The organism is Peribacillus sp. NPDC101480, assembly GCF_050277335.1.
GTDB lineage: Bacteria > Bacillota > Bacilli > Bacillales > DSM-1321 > Peribacillus.
Window position 1 is genome coordinate 74,060 of the sequence record NZ_JBNNSB010000004.1, and the last position, 18,484, is coordinate 92,543.

The 18,484-nt window shown below is 41.9% G+C and carries 17 protein-coding genes; 15 read left to right on the top strand and 2 right to left on the bottom strand.

Features of this window, described 5'->3' with window-relative positions; translation table 11 throughout:
* The first annotated feature begins 84 nt into the window (after positions 1–84).
* The 3 genes from ACQKMF_RS14645 (at position 85) to moaA (ending at position 2,399) form a co-directional block, all read left to right on the top strand.
* Complete coding sequence (locus ACQKMF_RS14645) at positions 85–873, top strand: alpha/beta fold hydrolase (RefSeq protein ID WP_230177371.1); 789 nt, start codon at positions 85–87, stop codon at positions 871–873.
* A 96-nt stretch (positions 874–969) separates the two neighbouring features.
* On the top strand, positions 970–1,278 hold the full coding sequence (locus ACQKMF_RS14650) for a metal-sulfur cluster assembly factor (protein WP_034314562.1): 309 nt from the start codon (positions 970–972) through the stop codon (positions 1,276–1,278).
* A 107-nt stretch (positions 1,279–1,385) separates the two neighbouring features.
* Entirely contained in the window at positions 1,386–2,399 is a 1,014-nt protein-coding gene (gene moaA, locus ACQKMF_RS14655) for a GTP 3',8-cyclase MoaA (RefSeq protein WP_427573836.1), read from the top strand.
* Between the two features lie 228 nt (positions 2,400–2,627).
* Here the strand turns inward: moaA and ACQKMF_RS14660 are convergent, their stop codons facing one another.
* On the bottom strand, positions 2,628–3,317 hold the full coding sequence (locus ACQKMF_RS14660; protein ID WP_101224132.1) for a Crp/Fnr family transcriptional regulator: 690 nt from the start codon (positions 3,315–3,317) through the stop codon (positions 2,628–2,630).
* Positions 3,318–3,549: 232 nt separating this feature from the next.
* Between ACQKMF_RS14660 and argC the strand changes: the two genes are divergently transcribed.
* The 8 genes from argC to ACQKMF_RS14700 all read left to right on the top strand — a co-directional run bounded on the left by argC (position 3,550) and on the right by ACQKMF_RS14700 (position 13,308).
* Entirely contained in the window at positions 3,550–4,587 is a 1,038-nt protein-coding gene (gene argC, locus ACQKMF_RS14665; RefSeq protein ID WP_230177377.1) for an N-acetyl-gamma-glutamyl-phosphate reductase, read from the top strand.
* 16 nt (positions 4,588–4,603) lie between these two features.
* On the top strand, positions 4,604–5,836 hold the full coding sequence (gene argJ, locus ACQKMF_RS14670) for a bifunctional ornithine acetyltransferase/N-acetylglutamate synthase (RefSeq protein WP_260356926.1): 1,233 nt from the start codon (positions 4,604–4,606) through the stop codon (positions 5,834–5,836).
* A gap of 12 nt (positions 5,837–5,848) precedes the next feature.
* On the top strand, positions 5,849–6,622 hold the full coding sequence (gene argB / locus ACQKMF_RS14675) for an acetylglutamate kinase (protein ID WP_402941338.1): 774 nt from the start codon (positions 5,849–5,851) through the stop codon (positions 6,620–6,622).
* Entirely contained in the window at positions 6,619–7,770 is a 1,152-nt protein-coding gene (locus ACQKMF_RS14680) for an acetylornithine transaminase (RefSeq protein ID WP_427573840.1), read from the top strand. Before argB ends, ACQKMF_RS14680 begins: the two co-directional genes overlap by 4 nt.
* A gap of 81 nt (positions 7,771–7,851) precedes the next feature.
* Positions 7,852–8,934 (top strand): carbamoyl phosphate synthase small subunit, encoded by a 1,083-nt coding sequence (locus tag ACQKMF_RS14685; protein ID WP_101224127.1) that lies wholly within the window; start codon positions 7,852–7,854, stop codon positions 8,932–8,934.
* The gene (locus ACQKMF_RS14690; RefSeq protein WP_427573842.1) at positions 8,927–12,046 is read left to right on the top strand and encodes a carbamoyl phosphate synthase large subunit; all 3,120 of its coding nucleotides are present in this window, start codon (positions 8,927–8,929) and stop codon (positions 12,044–12,046) included. The genes ACQKMF_RS14685 and ACQKMF_RS14690 overlap by 8 nt, the downstream gene beginning before the upstream one ends.
* Positions 12,043–13,002, top strand: a complete 960-nt coding sequence (argF, locus tag ACQKMF_RS14695) for an ornithine carbamoyltransferase (protein ID WP_048686903.1) — start codon at positions 12,043–12,045, stop codon at positions 13,000–13,002. Before ACQKMF_RS14690 ends, argF begins: the two co-directional genes overlap by 4 nt.
* A 126-nt stretch (positions 13,003–13,128) precedes the next feature.
* A complete protein-coding gene (locus tag ACQKMF_RS14700; RefSeq protein ID WP_034314546.1) occupies positions 13,129–13,308 on the top strand; it encodes a YjzC family protein in 180 nt (59 codons plus the stop codon).
* 53 nt (positions 13,309–13,361) lie between these two features.
* Here ACQKMF_RS14700 and ACQKMF_RS14705 read toward each other — a convergent pair whose 3' ends face one another.
* Positions 13,362–14,120, bottom strand: coding sequence for an IclR family transcriptional regulator (locus ACQKMF_RS14705; RefSeq protein ID WP_101224125.1), 759 nt, complete (start codon positions 14,118–14,120; stop codon positions 13,362–13,364).
* Positions 14,121–14,512: 392 nt separating this feature from the next.
* Here ACQKMF_RS14705 and ACQKMF_RS14710 point away from each other — a divergent pair, with 392 nt between their 5' ends.
* The 4 genes from ACQKMF_RS14710 (at position 14,513) to ACQKMF_RS14725 (ending at position 18,422) form a co-directional block, all read left to right on the top strand.
* Positions 14,513–15,460, top strand: coding sequence for a fumarylacetoacetate hydrolase family protein (locus ACQKMF_RS14710; RefSeq protein ID WP_101224124.1), 948 nt, complete (start codon positions 14,513–14,515; stop codon positions 15,458–15,460).
* Position 15,461: 1 nt separating this feature from the next.
* Entirely contained in the window at positions 15,462–15,953 is a 492-nt protein-coding gene (locus ACQKMF_RS14715; RefSeq protein ID WP_101224123.1) for a DinB family protein, read from the top strand.
* 30 nt (positions 15,954–15,983) lie between these two features.
* Positions 15,984–17,096 carry a cupin domain-containing protein gene (locus tag ACQKMF_RS14720; RefSeq protein ID WP_101224122.1) on the top strand — a complete coding sequence of 371 codons (1,113 nt, stop codon included), beginning with the start codon at positions 15,984–15,986 and terminating at the stop codon, positions 17,094–17,096.
* A 126-nt stretch (positions 17,097–17,222) separates the two neighbouring features.
* The gene (locus ACQKMF_RS14725; RefSeq protein ID WP_101224121.1) at positions 17,223–18,422 is read left to right on the top strand and encodes an FAD-dependent monooxygenase; all 1,200 of its coding nucleotides are present in this window, start codon (positions 17,223–17,225) and stop codon (positions 18,420–18,422) included.
* Positions 18,423–18,484 lie beyond the last annotated feature (62 nt).

Sequence of the window (18,484 nt, forward strand, 5' to 3'; positions counted from 1 at the left end):
TTTAAAGGAATGAAATGATGAATGCCAATGCCATTTTGATAATGGTATTGGAAAGACCGGAACAAATTATTCGGAGGGGTTAACTTGATAATAATTGAAAAAGAACTAATTGGAAATATTCCTGTCTTGCACCTAGGTGAAGAAACCACTTTCAAACAGGAATTGCCGCTTATTATTTTTATACATGGTTTTCAAAGTGCAAAAGAGCACAATCTACACTATGCTTATTTATTGGCTGAAAAGGGGTTTCGGGTGCTTCTACCCGATGTGATTCATCATGGGGAAAGGGAAGCCGGTTTAAGTGATTCTCAAATGATGCCCCGTTTTTGGGAAATGGTTTTACAGACAATCCAGGATTTATCTTTGCTGAAGGATGATTTATTATCCCGAAAATTAATTGATCCCGACAGAATTGGCGTAGCGGGTACCTCCATGGGGGGAATAGTGACTAATGGGGCCCTGGCTGCTTATGAATGGATTTCCGCCGGAGTCAGTTTAATGGGTAACCCATCATATGTCGCGTATGCAGAGCTCCAAATGGAGGAGATTAAGAAAAGGAAAGTTAATTTCCCAGCTACTGATGAGGAAGTTGCCAAGGTGATTGAACAGCTCAAGCCATTTGATTTGAGTCTTAATCAGGATAAGCTTTGCAACCGTCCGCTTCTTTTTTGGCATGGTGCCAAAGATCCGGTTGTGCCTTATCAACATGCATACCGTTTTTATGAAGGGGTCAAACCAGGGTATGATAAGGCAGATGAAAAAATTGATTTTATCCTTGACCCCAAGGCTGGACATAAGGTCAGTAGAGAAGGAGTGCTAAAGACAGCAGACTGGTTCGCGAAACATTTACTGTCAGCTGTGCAAAATGCTTAAGTACTTACACAAAATCTGTTATGATGCTTATACGGACATAATGATGAAACCGATAATCTAAAAACGAAGAGATTATCCATAAAAGGAGTGATCGAAGTGGATCAAGATACAAAAGACATTATTTTGGGAGCTTTGGAGCAGGTCATTGACCCTGAGCTTGGTATAGATATCGTTAATTTAGGCTTGGTATATGATGTGGATATGGATGAGGAAGGTCTGACTACGGTGACGATGACATTGACAGCAATGGGCTGTCCGATGGCTGGGACGATCGTAGATCAAGTTAAATTGGTTCTGGAAGATATCCCCGAGGTCAAGGAAACGGATGTGAAGATTGTCTGGAGTCCGCCATGGACGAAAGACAAAATGTCCAGATATGCTAAAATTGCATTAGGTATCAAATGATAACTCTGTAATAGAAATAAAAAGCCAGTCAAAAAAAGTGAATCCATTCAAGGAGCCACTTTTTTATGGTCTGGTTTTTTCTAATACTTTCGGCTAGGAGTGGTTAATTGAACAGTCAAATTAAAGATTCATTGGACAGGCCACTAAGGGATTTAAGGATTTCAGTCATAGATCGCTGTAACTTTCGCTGCCAGTATTGCATGCCTGCTGAAATTTTTCACGATAATTTTCAGTTCCTGCCTAAAAGTGAGCTATTATCTTATGAGGAAATTGTAAGGCTTTCTAAAATATTCGCAGGCTTAGGGGTAAAAAAACTAAGGTTGACTGGCGGGGAACCATTACTACGGAGAGATCTTACCACTCTGATTTCAAATCTCGTTAAAATTGAAGGCATTGAAGATATTGGACTGACCACGAATGGGGTCTTCTTGAAAAAACATGCCGTGAATTTGAGGGAAGCTGGTTTGCAAAGGGTGAATATCAGCTTGGACAGCCTCGATGACGACCTTTTCAAGAAGATGAACGGCAGGGATATCGGCATAAAGCCAGTTATTGAAGGCATCGCTGCTGCCAAGGAAGCAGGGCTTGGCGTAAAAGTGAATATGGTTGTGAAAAAAGAAACCAATGAATCTCAAATCCTGCCGATGGCCCGATTTTGTAAAGATGAGGGCATTCAATTACGCTATATAGAATTCATGGATGTCGGACATACAAATGGCTGGCAGTTGAAGAATGTCATTACGAAAAAAGAACTGCTTGCGATGCTCCAAACCGAATTCGATCTTGAACCGGTTGAAGAAGATTATTTTGGAGAGGTGGCAAAACGCTACCGCTATAAAGGCACTAATGCAGAAGTGGGCTTCATAACCTCGGTATCCGAGTCTTTTTGTTCAAGTTGTACACGTGCACGTCTTTCTGCTAATGGAAGTTTATATACATGCCTGTTTAATGGAAAGGGAAATGACTTGAAGTCATTGCTCCGTTCCGACATGACAGATGAAGAATTGACCGGGTTCATCATTTCACTTTGGAACCGTAGGGACGACCGCTATTCGGATGAGCGGGCAGCGGGAACGGTGAAGAAACAGGAAAAAATCGAAATGTCATTCATTGGCGGGTAATCCGTCCGAATGAGTAAAAAAAGGGATGGCAGTTATGCCATCCCTTTTTTTGAATAGTTGTCAGGAACTGATGTCAGTCATTTTATACTTTTTTTATGCATTTTTATATAGGACACAAGGCAATGAAAATAATTCAATGGTCCTAGGGATGGATTTAGCGTGAAATAAACTCCAATCATCTTAAGAACAGTAAGGCATTATGTATTGCTGCTTTTTTATGGTAAGGATTCAATCGATGGTACAGATTTCTATTGGACAGTTTTCACAGTCGATTTCCTGTTTCAAATAGTCAAAGTCAAGAATCGTAATGCGTCCCTTTTTAATGGAGATGACATTGTTTTTCCTTAATTGAGCAAGCATTCGATTGACCACCTCGCGGGATGTGCCGCAAAAATTGGCGAGTTCTTGGTTTGTAAAGGGAAGGTTGATAACTTTACCGTCTTCTGCTTCAGTGCCATAGCTATTTGATAAACGGATGAGGGTTGAGTAAAATGCACCTTTCTTACCGTGCAGGAGCATATCGCGGAATTTAGCCTGGTTTTTACGGTTTTGAGCGGATAACCATGTCATCATCTCGACTGCAAGATGGCTATCGGAGGCGATTTTATCTTCTAATGCTTCTTTGGAGATAACCGCAACAGTTCCATCTTCCATCATTTTTGCATTCATCATATATTTAGGATTTTGAGAAAATAAGACGGTTTCCCCAACCAAATCATTCTCCGAACTAATGCGTATAGTCAATTCCCGACCGTCGGGAACAACCTTGCTCACTTCCACTTTCCCTTTAATAATGTAATACAAATCACTTGCTGGGGTGCTCTCCTGAAAAAGGTAGCGCCCTTTTTCCATATGTTTAACTTGTTGTTTATTATCTAAAATTGCATGCATCCGATTAGATAACGATAATTCATTCATGCATATGACCACCTTTCAGATAGCGTCATTACTCAATTACTACCTTTGATTTAAACGGAAAAAACCCTAGTAGTCAACAAGTTTGGATAATTCTAGGATTTTCGTTGGATAATTTTTCATGTAAAATTTATGTTTTAAATTTTATAAAAATACATTTGATTTTATTTTTATTCAGTCATATAATAATAGAATCAAAGAATGACAGGGACCTGAAATTATAGGAGATGGTTTTATGAACGTATCAATAGTAGGTGCAACGGGTTATGGAGGAATGGAACTAATAAGATTTTTGAATAATCACCCGCAATTTAAAATAAAATCATTGCATACTTCATCCCAATTTGGTCGAAGTTTATATGAAGATAATGCACATTTAATGCATATGAAAGATACATTAGAAAAAATTGATCCGGAAGCGATTGCAAAAAAATCCGATATTGTATTTCTTGCAACTCCTTCCGGTGTTTCCTCGCAATTGATTTCGGAATTTTCTGACCTTGACATTAAAGTGATCGACCTATCAGGAGACCTCAGGCTTCAAACTCCAGGTGAATACGAGCACTGGTATAAAAAGCCGGCCGCGCCTCAGCATATTATTGAAGAGGCCGTATACGGGTTGGCTGAATGGAATGCCGAAGCAATCAAAAAAGCGACGATTATTGCAAATCCTGGGTGCTACCCAACCGCTTCACTATTAGGTCTTGCCCCTTTATTCACTGAAGGATTGGCGGGAGCAGCTGCCGATGTGATCATCGATGCAAAATCCGGGGTTTCAGGGGCGGGTAAATCACCTTCGGCAGTTACCCATTATAGTGAAATGAATGAGAACTTTAAAATATATAAGGTAAATCAACATCAACACATACCTGAAATCGAACAACAGCTTGGGCGATGGTCAACAGGTATACAACCTATTACCTTTAATACACATCTTGTTCCAATGACGAGAGGGATTATGGCAACGATGTATATTAAGGTAAATCGGGAAACCTCAAATGTTGAATTAAAGGATTTATACGAAACCGTATACGAGAACCACCCATTTGTCCGGGTACAGCCCCTTGATCGCTTTCCATCCACGAAACAGGTATATGGATCGAACTTTTGCGATATTGGCGTCGATTATGATGAAAGGACAGGTAAGGTAACGGTGGTTTCGGTAATTGATAATTTAGTGAAGGGTGCTGCAGGGCAGGCCATTCAAAATGCAAATATATTAATGGGACTAGAAGAAACGGCAGGACTATGGAACAGTCCGATATATCCGTAAACTTTGGAGGGAAACAATGAATACACTACAGCAAGTTGAAGAAATCAAACATATTCAAGAAGGAAACATTTTAATGCCCCAAGGGTTCAAAGCGTCAGGTGTCCATGCAGGATTACGCTATTCTAAAAAGGACGTTGGCATCATTTTTACCGATGTCCCAGCATCAGCCGCTGCCGTTTATACACAAAATATAGTTCAAGCAGCTCCAATCAATGTAACGAAAGACAGCATTGCCGTTACTGGGAAACTACACGGCATTGTAGTGAATAGTGCTTGTGCGAATGCTTGTACAGGTGAACAGGGTTTAAAAGATGCAAAGGAAATGAGGAAGCTTGCTGCTCAAAAGTTCGGTTTGGAGGACCATTCATTTGCAGTGGCTTCAACAGGAGTCATAGGGGAATTCATGGAAATGGAAAAGGTAAGGAAAGGCATAGCGTCATTGCAGCCAGAAAATACAACTGAAGCTGCTGAAGCTTTTGGTACAGCCATTTTAACAACGGATATCGTAACGAAGAGCTGTGGTTATGAAACAATCATTGATGGCAAAACCGTGAAAATGGGCGGTGCTGCAAAGGGCTCGGGAATGATTCATCCAAACATGGCCACAATGCTCGGCTTCATTACGACGGATGCTGTAATTGAACCGGCTGATTTACAGCAGGCACTATCCTCGATTACCAATGATACATTCAATCAAATCACGGTTGATGGCGACTGTTCAACGAACGACATGGTGTTGGTGCTCGCGAATGGAGAAGCGAACAATGAACCTTTGACACCTGACCATCCGGAATGGTCCATCTTCCTGGAATTATTAAAGCAAACTTCGGAAAATCTCGCAAAACAAATTGCGAAAGACGGAGAAGGTGCCACAAAACTGATAGAAGTGAATGTTCATGGCATGAATACGAAGCAAGATTCACAGATGATGGCGAAGACGATCGTTGGGTCAAATCTAGTGAAAACGGCAGCTTTTGGAGCGGATGCAAACTGGGGACGAATCATTGCTGCGATGGGAAGAAGCGGAGTGGTATTCAATCCCGATCAAACAACGATCGTTTTTGGTGACATTGTCGTACTTAAAGATGGTGAGCCAATAATGTTTTCTGAGGAAGATGCCAAAGCATACTTGGAAAATGAAAGTATCATCATTAATGTTTATTTGAAAGATGGTAATGAATCAGGCACGGCATGGGGCTGCGATTTAACCTATGATTATGTGAAAATAAACGGAAGCTATCGTTCGTAAGAGGTGAAAAGTATGGACATATTAGTCATTAAGTGCGGCGGCAGCATCATTAACGAGTTATCGGAGTCGTTTTTCAATAGTGTTAAAGAGTTACAAAACCGCGGCTACCATATCGTCTTTGTGCATGGAGGCGGCCCTGATATAAATTCAATGCTTGAAAAATTTGAAATTGAACCTGTATTTGAAGATGGGTTAAGAAAAACGACCACTGAAGTGTTGGAAATTGTGGAACTTATGCTGGCAGGCAAATCAAACCGAAGCCTCGTTCATAAATTGGAGGCTCATGGCATCAAGGCAGTCGGGTTAAATGGCTCAGACGGCGGAATTCTCACAGGTGATTATATCGATGAAAAGAAACTTGGAGCTGTTGGTGAAATACAACAAGTCAATACGGAATTATTCGGGCTTTTATTCGAAAAAGGTTATTGTCCGGTATTGACGCCCATTTCAACTACCGAAGATGGCACTAAATTAAATGTGAATGCCGATATGGCTGCAGGATCTGTAGCGAAGGCACTATCGGCCGATATGTGTTTATTTGTAACCGATGTTAAAGGGGTCTTGAAGAACGGGAAGATCATCGAGAAATTGAATGAAACGGAAACGAAGAATATGATCATGGATGGAAGTATCCATGGGGGAATGATCCCGAAGGTCAATACAGCGTTGTCGGTGCTGAATAAAGGGATTGATGAAGTTATGATCGTTAGTGGGAAAGATCATTTTTATCAAGGCGGTCAATTCATCGGTACGAAATTTCTTCAGGAGGAAGGGGTATTACAATGAGTTCTTTATTTCCAACATATGCAAGGTGGAACATCGAGCCAAGAAAAGCGTCAGGATTGAAGATTACGAGTGTAACAGGTAAAGAGTATTTGGATTTCACATCCGGAATCGGGGTAGTGAATCTTGGACATTGTCATGAGAAGGTAAAAACGGCCGTCACGGAACAGCTTGATAAATATTGGCATGTATCGAATATGTTTCAAAGTTCCATACAGGAACGGACAGCAAAAATGCTGGCTGATGCCTCTGGTTTAAGTCAGGTATTCTTTGCCAACAGCGGTGCCGAGGCGAATGAGGCAGCTATCAAACTAGCACGTAAAGCTACCGGGAAAAGCAAAATTGTCACATGTCAGCAGTCTTTCCATGGCCGTACGTTTGCAACGATGGCTGCAACGGGGCAGGAAAAAATCAAGACTGGTTTCGGACCGATGCTAGCTTCGTTCGAATATGTTCCATTTAATGATAATGAAGCGATGACAGCAGCCATTGATGAAAATACGGCAGCTGTAATGATTGAAATCGTTCAGGGAGAAGGCGGCATACATGTTGTACAGCAATCATATCTGGACGCGATTCAAACTAAATGCCAAGAACACGGAGTTCTCATCATCATAGATGAAATTCAGACGGGGATAGGGCGTACAGGGAAGCCATTCGCATTCCAGCATTTCAATATCCAACCGGACATCATCACTTCTGCAAAAGGGCTGGGAAATGGCCTGCCAATCGGGGCGATGATTGGGAAGGAAGCGCTGTCTGAGTTTTTTAACCCTGGAAGTCATGGATCCACTTTTGGAGGTAATCCCGTCAGTGTCTCAGCAGCTGAAGCCGTGTTAAAGGAAATTTTCCATTCAGGGTTTTTAAAAGAAACCGTTTCAAAGGCTGAATACCTTAAAAGCCAATTGGCAAAAGCATTGAAGGGCATGGAAGAAGTGAAAGAGATTCGCGGTCTGGGAATGATGGTTGGAATTGAGTGTAAACAAGATGTTCAGGTGTTTTTAATGGAACTGCAAGAAGAGGGCTTACTTGTATTGAGTGCAGGTCCTAGAGTACTTCGTTTACTCCCATCCCTGACAGTTACCGAATCGGAGATCGATAAGGCGATAAATAAAATTAAAAAAGTATTGGCAATAAAACAAACTGTCTAAATTTATTGAATTTTTATAGAACAAAATGAATAATTATGCTATTGTATATATAAATATACATCATCTAAAGAGGTGAAGATCATGAAAAGCTATCTATATTTAGAGAATGGTTCCGTCTTTGAAGGGGAACTGCTGACTAAATCTACTGAAAAAACGATCACTGGAGAGATTGTCTTTTTCACAGGAATGACCGGATATCAAGAAGTGTTGACAGATCCTTCATATAAGGACCAGATTGTCATCTTCACATACCCGCTAATCGGAAATTACGGAATCAATGAACATGATTTTGAAAGTAAGAAGCCGCATGTTGCCGGTGTGATTGTATATGAAGGGAATATGAGCCATTCCCATTATCAGGCTGAATATTCACTTGGTGAATATTTAGACAAGTGGAACATCCCTCTTTTAAGCCATGTTGACACAAGAGCGGTCGTTAAGAATATAAGACAGGAAGGTTCCATGCAGGCAGTCATCACAGCAGAAGAAAAATATACTGTCGCACCCGGCCTGATTGGTTTATCAGCCCATGTAGCTGAGGTATCCACAAAGGTTATCGAGAGCTTTGGGGAAGGCGACAAGCACGTTGTGATGATGGATTTCGGTTATAAAAAATCCATATTGGATTCATTGGTCGAGCAAGGCTGCCGAGTCTCTGTCGTACCATTCGATACGGAATTCGAGCAAATCAAGGACTTGAAGCCAGATGGCATTTTGCTTTCAAATGGGCCTGGGGATCCAAAACAGCTTGAATACCTCTTAGGAAACATTAAAAAGATCATTACGAATTTTCCAACGATGGGCATCTGCCTCGGTCATCAATTAACGGCCCTTGCCTTAGGCGGAAATACAAAAAAAATGCTGTTTGGACATCGCGGTGCGAATCAGCCCGTGGTCGATTTGAAAACGAAAAAGGTGTATATGAGTTCTCAGAATCATAGTTATGAGGTTGATGAACCGAGCCTGCAAGGAACATCACTGCAGGTGAGGTTCAGAAACGTGAATGATAACACGGTTGAGGGGCTCATGCATGAAGACTTGCCAATCTTCACTACCCAGTACCACCCAGAGGCTAATCCAGGACCTATCGAGAGTTCATTACTATTCAACGACTTTTTACAAATGATAAATGATTATAGCGGGAGAGAAAAAGCTTATGCCTAAGGACGACACGATACAGACCATTTTAGTGATTGGTTCGGGGCCGATTGTCATCGGGCAGGCCGCCGAATTCGATTATGCAGGTACACAGGCCTGCCTTGCTTTAAAGGAAGAAGGATATAAAGTCATACTGGTCAACAACAATCCAGCAACGATCATGACTGATGATATGAATGCGGATGCTGTCTATTTCGAACCTTTAACAGTTGATGTACTGGAAAAGATCATTTCCAAAGAAAAGCCGGATGGCCTGCTCGCTACATTAGGCGGTCAAACAGGATTGAATCTTGCTTATCAATTGGATGATGCTGGAGTACTTGAAAAATATAATGTCAAATTATTGGGAACCCCGATCGATTCCATCAAAAAAGGGGAGGATCGTGAACTGTTCCGTGAGTTGATGTTTGAAATAGGTGAACCCGTTCCCGACAGTACGATTGTCCATACACTTGAAGAAGCGCTGGCTTTTGCCGACAAAATCGGTTTCCCCATCATCGTTCGTCCCGCTTATACACTCGGCGGAACTGGCGGTGGTATTGCCGATTCACTGGACATCTTTAAGGAACTTGTACGGGGCGGACTTCAAGAAAGCCCGATTACACAATGCTTGATTGAAAGAAGCATAGCTGGTTATAAGGAAGTCGAATATGAGGTTATGCGAGATGGAAACAATACGTGCATTACCATCTGTAATATGGAAAATATCGATCCGGTAGGGATCCATACAGGTGATTCGATCGTCGTGGCACCATCACAGACTTTATCGGACGATGAGTTTCAGATGCTGCGTGCCGCATCCATTAAAATCATTTCTGCTTTAGGTATCATAGGCGGCTGTAACATTCAATTTGCCCTTGATCCGAATAGCAAGCAATATTATTTAATAGAAGTAAACCCGCGCGTCAGCCGTTCATCGGCACTGGCTTCCAAAGCAACAGGCTATCCGATAGCACGCATTGCCGCAAAGCTCGCTGTCGGCTACGATTTATCGGAACTCATCAATCCAGTAACTAAAAGCACATACTCAAGCTTCGAACCTGCTCTTGACTACGTAGCGGTGAAGTTTCCGAGGTGGCCATTCGATAAATTCACGACCGCCAACCGCAAATTGGGAACACAGATGAAGGCGACTGGTGAAGTGATGGCTTTACACCGCAGCTTTGAAGGGGGAGTTCAAAAGGCCGTCGATTCTTTGGAATTGAAAACGATTGGGCTGCAGCTATCATCGCTGAAAAATAAATCGGTTCCTGAACTTTGGGAAAAGCTTGCCGAAAAATCCGATGAACGAATATTTGTCATTTTTGAAATGCTTAGAAAAGGCGTGACGATTGAAGAAATCCATGAAGCGACAGCCATAGATTATTTCTTCCTTAAATCCTTTGCGTCATTGATCCATTACGAATTTGAGATTGAATCTAAGGCAATCGATCAGGTAACAAAGGATGAACTGCAGACATACAAGGAAAAGGGCTTTTCCGACCGCTATCTTGCTTCCGTATGGAAAGTAAGTGAGATGGAAGTGAGAGCACACCGCAAATCACTGGGCCTTACGGCTGTCTACAAAACAGTTGATACATGTGCAGCCGAGTTCGAATCACATACGAACTATCACTATTCAACATATTTTGGTGAGAACGAACAGAAAAAAACTGATAAAAAGAAAGTCTTGATGATTGGCAGCGGTCCGATCCGCATCGGGCAGGGAATAGAATTTGATTACTGTTCGGTTCACGGTGTTTATGCACTCCAGGATGAAAATGTTGAAACGATCATGATCAATAATAATCCGGAAACGGTAAGCACGGATTTTGCGACGGCAGATCGCCTTTATTTCGAACCGTTGACTCTTGAATATGTTCTTAATGTAATAGAAGCGGAAGATATTAAAGATGTTATCGTCCAATTTGGTGGGCAGACTGCGATAAACCTGGCAAAAGGCCTGGAAGAATACGGTGTCAATTTGTTGGGGACCTCCTTCGATACACTTGATCAATTAGAAGATCGTGATCGTTTTTATCAGCTTCTTCAAAAACTGGATATCCCGCATGTACCGGGTTCTATGGCTAATGGTGATGAACAATTAATTGCAAGTGCAGAGGCAATCGGCTTTCCGGTGCTTTTACGCCCATCCTATGTAATTGGCGGCCAGGGAATGGAAATCATCCGCTCCAAGGAAAGCTTGTTGAATAGAATGGCAAATGGAACGGCACTTGTCTATCCAGTGTTGATCGATTCCTATATTCCAGGAAAGGAAGCCGAAATCGATTTGATTGCGGATGGAAATGATGTATACATTCCCATCATTGCCGAACATATAGAGAAAGCAGGCGTCCATTCAGGGGATAGCATGGCATTATTGCCAGCTCAATCCTTAACGGATGATATCAAAGATAAAATGACCCTTTATGCTAAAAAACTAGTTAGTGAACTTGGTTATAAAGGACTTATGAACATCCAATTCGTGATTGAGGGAAATAGTGTTTATGTATTGGAAGTGAATCCTCGTGCAAGTCGGACAATTCCAATCATCAGTAAAGTGACCGATGTTTCCTTGGTGCAAATAGCGACAAAAATATTGCTTGGGAAATATTCATTGTCGAACGCGTTCGAAAAAACGGGCTTAATGGATGAAATTCCATATGCAGTCGTCAAATATCCCGTATTCTCTACATTTGCCCTAAGCGGACTTGATTCGAAAGTAGGTCCGGAAATGAAATCAACGGGTGAAGGGATCGCCATCGGGGAAACGGTAAATGAAGCTTTGACAAAAGTATTCCATGCTCAAAAAGCTAAACATACTACTGGTGTTTATCAATCAGAATCTGTCCAATTAAGTGAAGATTTGTTAGACCAAATCAAAGAAGCAGGTTTGATATTGGGGAATTCGGATTTTGATAAATGGTTAAATGAAGGAAATGCGGCGGTAGTTTTGGCATATGGAACGACAGAGGAAGATAAGAAGCTAAGGTTACTTGCAGCGAAATACCGACTGCTTGCATTTACGGAAGAAGAGACGTTCAAGGCCTATCTACAATCGGTAGAAAATGCTGATCCAGGGGTGAACTCACTTCAGGAATGGCTTGTACCATATTCGAAAGGAGTGTCACACGTATGAGTTCAATGACGGCACCGACACAAGCGAAGATTTTAAATGGAAAAGATTTTTTGACAATGAAGGAGTCTACACCAACGGCAATTGCAGATTTGTTAAAACTGGCGCAGACCATTAAAGGCAAATTGCAAGCTGGTGAAGAATATACGCCTTTAAAAGGCAAAACGCTGGGGATGATCTTTGAAAAATCGTCTACCCGTACCCGTGTTTCTTTTGAAGTGGGCATGATGCAGCTTGGCGGACATGCTTTGTTCCTGAGTGGCAATGACTTGCAAATTGGACGTGGTGAAACTATTTCCGATACTGCAAAAGTCCTTTCTGAATATATTGATGGCATCATGATTCGTACCTTTGAGCATGAGAAAATCCTGGAATTGTCAGAAAATGCTTCTATCCCAGTCATCAATGGGTTAACAGATCTTGCCCATCCTTGTCAGGTGCTTGCTGACTTCTTGACGATCATCGAGATAAAAGGGCAGCTAAAAGGCTTGAAGATGAGTTATATCGGTGATGGCAATAATGTCGCCAATTCATTAATGGTAGGCTGTGCAAAAATGGGAATGGATTTTTCCATTGGATGTCCTGACGCCTACAAACCTGATGAAAAGGTCGTCGCATATGCTAAAAAAGTGGCAGAAGAGACTGGCAGTGAAATTTTGGTGACAACCTCAGCTTCGGAAGCAATAAAAGATGCAGATATCGTCTATTCCGATGTTTGGACCTCCATGGGGCAGGAAATAGAGAATGGTATTCGCTTGGAAGCTTTTAAAGATTATCAAATAAATGGTGAGCTAGTTAAACTTGCTAAAGAAGATTACTTATTCATGCATTGCCTGCCTGCACATCGGGAGGAAGAGGTTACGGCTGAAGTCATCGATGGACCTAATTCCGTCGTTTTTCACCAAGCCGGAAATCGTCTCCATGCCCAAAAGGCGGTCCTAGTGGACTTAATGTCTTAACCAAAAAAACGCGTCTGCTCTCTGAGCGGACGCTTTTTTGATTCAAGCCGCTTTCCTAATTTTTCTGACATGAAAGGAAGGAACCTGGTAATAATAACAGGGAAAGCATGTAAAGGGGTGAGATCTATGGGGCAAAATCGTCAATTTAAGCCAGGTCAGAAGGCTCCGAATAATGGGACCTACGTAGAAATCGGTGAAACGGGCAGTACGGTAGTGAATCCGAAAATGGTAAAGCTTGATGCAGGGGATTCTTTTCCTGAAACATCCAATCATAACCGGATATGGACATATAAGCGGAAGCCATGAAACATCTAAAAGCAGGAAAAAGGAATGATCGCAATCCTTCTTCCTGCTTTTTTCTATTCAGCGGAATAACCGAATATATTCGAGATTTCCAAACAGCACTTCCTTAAATAATGGCTTAAAGGATCTTCATAATGATCAGGAATGCTCTCAGTGAACCCAACGGCAGTGATCGCCCCCAATAATTCCGAATTATAATTAAAAACCGGAATGGACATGGATGAAACGGATGGTACAAGTGGCTCTTTGGCAAAAGCTATTTTGTATTTCCGAATTTCATCATATTCATTTGTTTCTTTAAGGAACGAGCCTGTAACATTACGATCCTTTTCAATCCATTCCGCTGTCAATGAAGGATCCTGAAATACAGTGAATACCTTTCCGGAAGAGGATGATGGCGGGAGTCGCGTACCTAACTGTGCCCCGATGTTTAAGTTTTGGTTGGAATTCCATATTTTTGCAGTTATTGGTCCGTCGTATGTCCAAACGGAAAAAAGGACCGTGCAAGAAGTATGGTGACTGATTTCCTGTAAATAAGGAGTTATTCTGCTCGTTACATCCTCATTTCCTATCGCTGCCATTCCGTATTGAATCAATTTGCTCCCAAGATGATACATACCGGTTGTCTTATCGCGATATAGTAGCTCCAGTTGAGTCAAAGTATTCAAATACTTATAGAGGTTACTTTTCGTTATTTCCGTTAATTCCTGTATATCAGAGAATCTTAAAGGAGTTCTTTGGGAAGCAAGTAAATCTATGATGCTCATCCCTATTTGTAATGATTGAATCGTCGAACCGGATTTTACGATTTCCATAAATCAATCTCCCTAATCTGTTTTAATTTAGGTCTAGTATATCAGAATCTGTAAAATTTAAATGAAAATTAGCAGAAAAACCGCCGGCTGCTTGAATCTATCAATATCCTTTTCTATTAAAAAAATAACTTTAGCGCAGTTTTTATTGATTCCGAAGTGCTGATAATGGTGTAGATGATAACATTTGTACAAAAATTTGCAATACTTTCTTGACAATATTCCGAAAATTGAGTTATTATTTATATAAATAGTGAACAATGTTATCTATAAGTGAAATTAAGAAGATGTACAGTCATTCAAATACTGGTATTCGAAGCGAATCCAGCTGAATCAGGATGGTGGCATCAAAAAGAGGTATTAAAAAAATCCAGATAAATAAAGGAGAATGAAATATGAAATTAGTAACTTTCAGCAGTCAAGGCTTTAAACGTATTGGTGCAATTTACCCGAATAATGTAGTAGTTGACTTGAACTATGCTTATCAAGCGCTTCTTGAAAGCGAAGGGAAACTTCGCAGTGAACAAATTGCTGACGCGTATGTCCCTGCAACAATGGAGGAGTTTTTACAGGGAGGGAATGAAAGCCTTTCCATAGCGCGAAAGGCTGCGGACTACGCTATTAACAATCGTGATTCCTTCAGACATAAATTGGTACATGAAATTGAAAATATAAAGCTTGAGGCCCCTGTCCAAAAGCCAAGCAAAATTATTTGTGTCGGACATAACTACCGTGAGCACATTGCTGAAATGGGGCGTGAACTGCCGCCATTCCCTGTGGTATTCGCAAAGTTCGCCAATACAGTAATCGGTCCCCAGGATGATATACCGTTTTTCCCAATCTCTGAACAACTGGATTATGAAGCGGAATTCGCTTTTGTAGTCGGACAAAGGGCACGTAATGTTTCTAAAGAAGATGCTCTTGATTATGTAGCTGGTTATACAATTGCGAATGATGTCACTTACCGTGATATCCAGCGGCGCACACTTGAGTGGCTACAAGGGAAAACGGTTGAAGGAAGCGCTCCGATGGGGCCTTGGTTAGTCACTTCCGATGAACTTTCCGATCCATCTGGCTTAAATGTCCGATTAACGGTAAATGGTGAAGAACGCCAAAAAACGAATACATCCAACTTCGTATTCGATGTGAAGTATCTAGTTGAATTCTTATCGAACTTAATGACTCTTGAACCAGGTGACATCGTCCTCACAGGAACACCGGGTGGGGTAGGAGTAGCACGTGATCCACAAGTGTTCTTAAAAGATGGTGACGTTGTCAAAATCGAAATAGACAAAATAGGTTATCTTGAAAACCGTGTGCGACGTGTCGGGGAGGGAAAATAAAATGGCTTATCAGGAAATCGGGACATCAATCCAATCGGTTCAACAATCAATCGACCACATTCTTGAGACAGCGGCAAACCTACCGGAAGAAACGATTCGATTTAAACCAGCAGAGGATGAATGGTCAATCATGCAGATACTTTCCCATTTAGCTGAAGCCATTCCTTATTGGTTAGGTGAAGTGGAAACTGTAATAGCGATGCCAGGAGCCGAATGGGGGCGTGGATTGCAAGATCCAGCCCGTTTGGCAGCAGTCACCGATACAGACAAACTTGCTGTCGAAGATGTCATGAAGCAAGTGGAGGAGCTTAAATATAAAGTGGAGAGCAGTCTCGGGAATTTAGATGAAGAAACACTATCCAAAGAATCGCCACACCGGAATTTCGCTAAATTCGGAAACAAACCAGTTTCTTATATTGTCGATCACTTCATCGATGAGCATGTTTCAGGACACTATGATCAAATAAAGCGAAATCTTTCTAAAATCCAGTGAGGCAAGATAAAAAAGAAAGTAGGGATTAATATGGCTGAAAAATCGGAATACATGAATAGTACAATCGTAAAAGATTTTACAAAGGATATTCAGCAGTATAACCTTGGGCCGCTGTGGGAAGCCATTCCCGCTCTGATGGACCATGAACCTAAACCTCATGCGCATGCTTATTTATGGAAAGAAGAGCTTTTGACAAAAAAATTGATGGAAGCAGCTGAAATATTCACACCTGACCGAGGTGGCGAGCGCAGGGCCATTTATTTTCAGAATCCTGGACTCACTTATCGTCAGCCTTGGGGATGGGCTTCGACAACACAAACGCTATATGCAGCGGTCCAGCTATTGCTGCCAGGTGAAGTGGCCCCTTCCCACCGTCACTCCCAAAGTGCACTTCGTTTCATCACGAATGGTGAAGGTGCCTACTCCATCGTGCAGGGAGAAAGGATCTTCATGGAAGAAGGAGATTTCTTGATCACGCCTAAAAACCTATGGCATGGTCATGGACATGTTGGCGATAAACCGATGATTTGGATGGATGCCCTTGATATCCCAACCATCTACTCCATAGGCGGCACCTTCTTTGAACCATATCCTGATCGGATTGAAACGCCTAAACGGCCCGATAATTTTTCAGAGCTCCGTTATCAAGGCGGAATGGTTCGTCCAGTATCCGACCGTTATTCACAAGTGGCACCGCTTGCCAACTACAAGTGGAAAGGGACCAAAGCAGCGATAGAAGGATTAATGAATTTCGAACCGGACCCATATGATGGTTTCGCCGTTGAATATATCAATCCATCAAATGGCCAAACGGCCAATCCGACGATGGGGGCATGGATGCAGAAGCTTCCGAAAGGTTTCCATACGAAAGCACATCGCCATACCCATTCCACAATATATCAAGTGCACCAAGGATCAGGCTATACGGTCATTAATGGAGTGCGCTTTGACTGGTCCAAGGGAGATTATTTCGTCGTTCCAAATTGGGCATGGCATGAGCACGTTGCAGAAGCGGATTCTTACTTATTCTCGGTAAACGACCTACCAATAATGGAGAGATTCGATTTGGAGCAGCAACAGGCATTAGACGCAAACAATGGTTACCAAAAGGTTGAAAGTGAATTCAAGCCTGTTTTGGTTTGAAAATAATCTGTATGGAATCTTCAGCTTAGGTCCTGATGAATATATGGAATGCCAGTCGAATGAAAACGCTTACTGTGTGTGGTCCGCAACATTGGCTAATAGCAACTAATATAGGGGGAATTTATGATGTACACAGAAAATAAACCATTCATCGTTATCGGTGGGGGAATTGGCGGATTGGCAACTGCTTTAGGAATCGCAGAAACAAAACAGTATGTAAAAGTCCTTGAACAAGCTCCCGAGTTTGGCGAAATCGGTGCAGGCATTCAGCTCGCAGCAAATGCCACCAACGTCTTGCAGCGTTTAGGCGTCATGGATAAAATCAATGAAATTGCAGTATTTCCAAAAAGGTTGGTGCTGATGGATGCATTTTCCGGAAAAGAGCTTTCCGCTTTGGATTTAGGTGATGTTTATAAAGAAAGATATGGAGCTCCATATGTTGTTTTGCATCGGTCCGATTTGCATAAAGTACTGGCTGAAGCATGTGAAAAGAACCCGTATATCGAACTGGTTACGAATCAAACCATTATTGAGACAGTAGAAAATGAAGGTGAAGTGACGGTTACTTCTGCCAACGGGTCCCAACATTCAGGAACTGCTGTCATTGGAGCCGATGGATTATGGTCCAAGGCACGGAAACTTTTTGTGGAAGATCAGCCGGTCTGCTCACAATATGTTGCATACAGGGGAGCGATCCCGATGGAAGAGGTTACGAGCCATGGAGATTTAGATGATGTTTATATGTGGATTGGCCCAGACCTTCATCTTGTTCAATATCCGGTTAGAAGGGGAGAACTGTACAACCAAGTAGTGGTCTTCAAAAGTTCTCAATATACGGAAGAAAACGAAAAAACAGATCAATGGGGAACCCCGGAAGAAATGGACCGTGTGTTTGCCGGAACTTGTGAGCTTGTTCAGAATGCGATTTCATTCATTCAAAGGCAACGCCGTTGGCCAATGTATGACCGTTTACCAATTGATAATTGGACAAAAGGAAGAATTACGCTTATGGGAGATGCGGCACATCCGATGCTTCAATACTTGGCACAAGGAGCTTGCCAGGCTTTAGAAGATGCAGCTTATTTGTCGGATATGCTTCATAAGCATGGGAATGACATTGAACAGGCATTTTTGGAATATCAAGAGGAACGCATACCGCGCACGGCTAATGTTCAATCGAGCGCAAGAATGTGGGGGGAAATCATCCACAACACGACCGATGCAGGCATTCTGCTCCGAGATACGATCCTTGCAGGTCGGACGGATAAGGATTTCCAATTCATCGATGAATTTCATGGTTATAATAAAACGGCCGTGAAAGCATAATCCGTTTTGTTTCATCCATGCATCTAAAAGTTAAAACAAAGATGATTGGAGCGGGTTTACTA

Coding starts and splice junctions, on each gene's coding strand:
- ACQKMF_RS14725 (WP_101224121.1), top strand. CDS start 17,223: ATGTACACAGAAAATAAACCATTCATCGTTATCGGTGGGGGAATTGGC.
- ACQKMF_RS14685 (WP_101224127.1), top strand. CDS start 7,852: ATGAAAAGCTATCTATATTTAGAGAATGGTTCCGTCTTTGAAGGGGAA.
- ACQKMF_RS14660 (WP_101224132.1), bottom strand. CDS start 3,317: ATGAATGAATTATCGTTATCTAATCGGATGCATGCAATTTTAGATAAT.
- ACQKMF_RS14715 (WP_101224123.1), top strand. CDS start 15,462: ATGGCTTATCAGGAAATCGGGACATCAATCCAATCGGTTCAACAATCA.
- argJ (WP_260356926.1), top strand. CDS start 4,604: ATGAATACACTACAGCAAGTTGAAGAAATCAAACATATTCAAGAAGGA.
- argF (WP_048686903.1), top strand. CDS start 12,043: ATGAGTTCAATGACGGCACCGACACAAGCGAAGATTTTAAATGGAAAA.
- ACQKMF_RS14710 (WP_101224124.1), top strand. CDS start 14,513: ATGAAATTAGTAACTTTCAGCAGTCAAGGCTTTAAACGTATTGGTGCA.
- ACQKMF_RS14690 (WP_427573842.1), top strand. CDS start 8,927: ATGCCTAAGGACGACACGATACAGACCATTTTAGTGATTGGTTCGGGG.
- argB (WP_402941338.1), top strand. CDS start 5,849: ATGGACATATTAGTCATTAAGTGCGGCGGCAGCATCATTAACGAGTTA.
- ACQKMF_RS14720 (WP_101224122.1), top strand. CDS start 15,984: ATGGCTGAAAAATCGGAATACATGAATAGTACAATCGTAAAAGATTTT.
- argC (WP_230177377.1), top strand. CDS start 3,550: ATGAACGTATCAATAGTAGGTGCAACGGGTTATGGAGGAATGGAACTA.
- ACQKMF_RS14680 (WP_427573840.1), top strand. CDS start 6,619: ATGAGTTCTTTATTTCCAACATATGCAAGGTGGAACATCGAGCCAAGA.
- ACQKMF_RS14705 (WP_101224125.1), bottom strand. CDS start 14,120: ATGGAAATCGTAAAATCCGGTTCGACGATTCAATCATTACAAATAGGG.
- ACQKMF_RS14700 (WP_034314546.1), top strand. CDS start 13,129: ATGGGGCAAAATCGTCAATTTAAGCCAGGTCAGAAGGCTCCGAATAAT.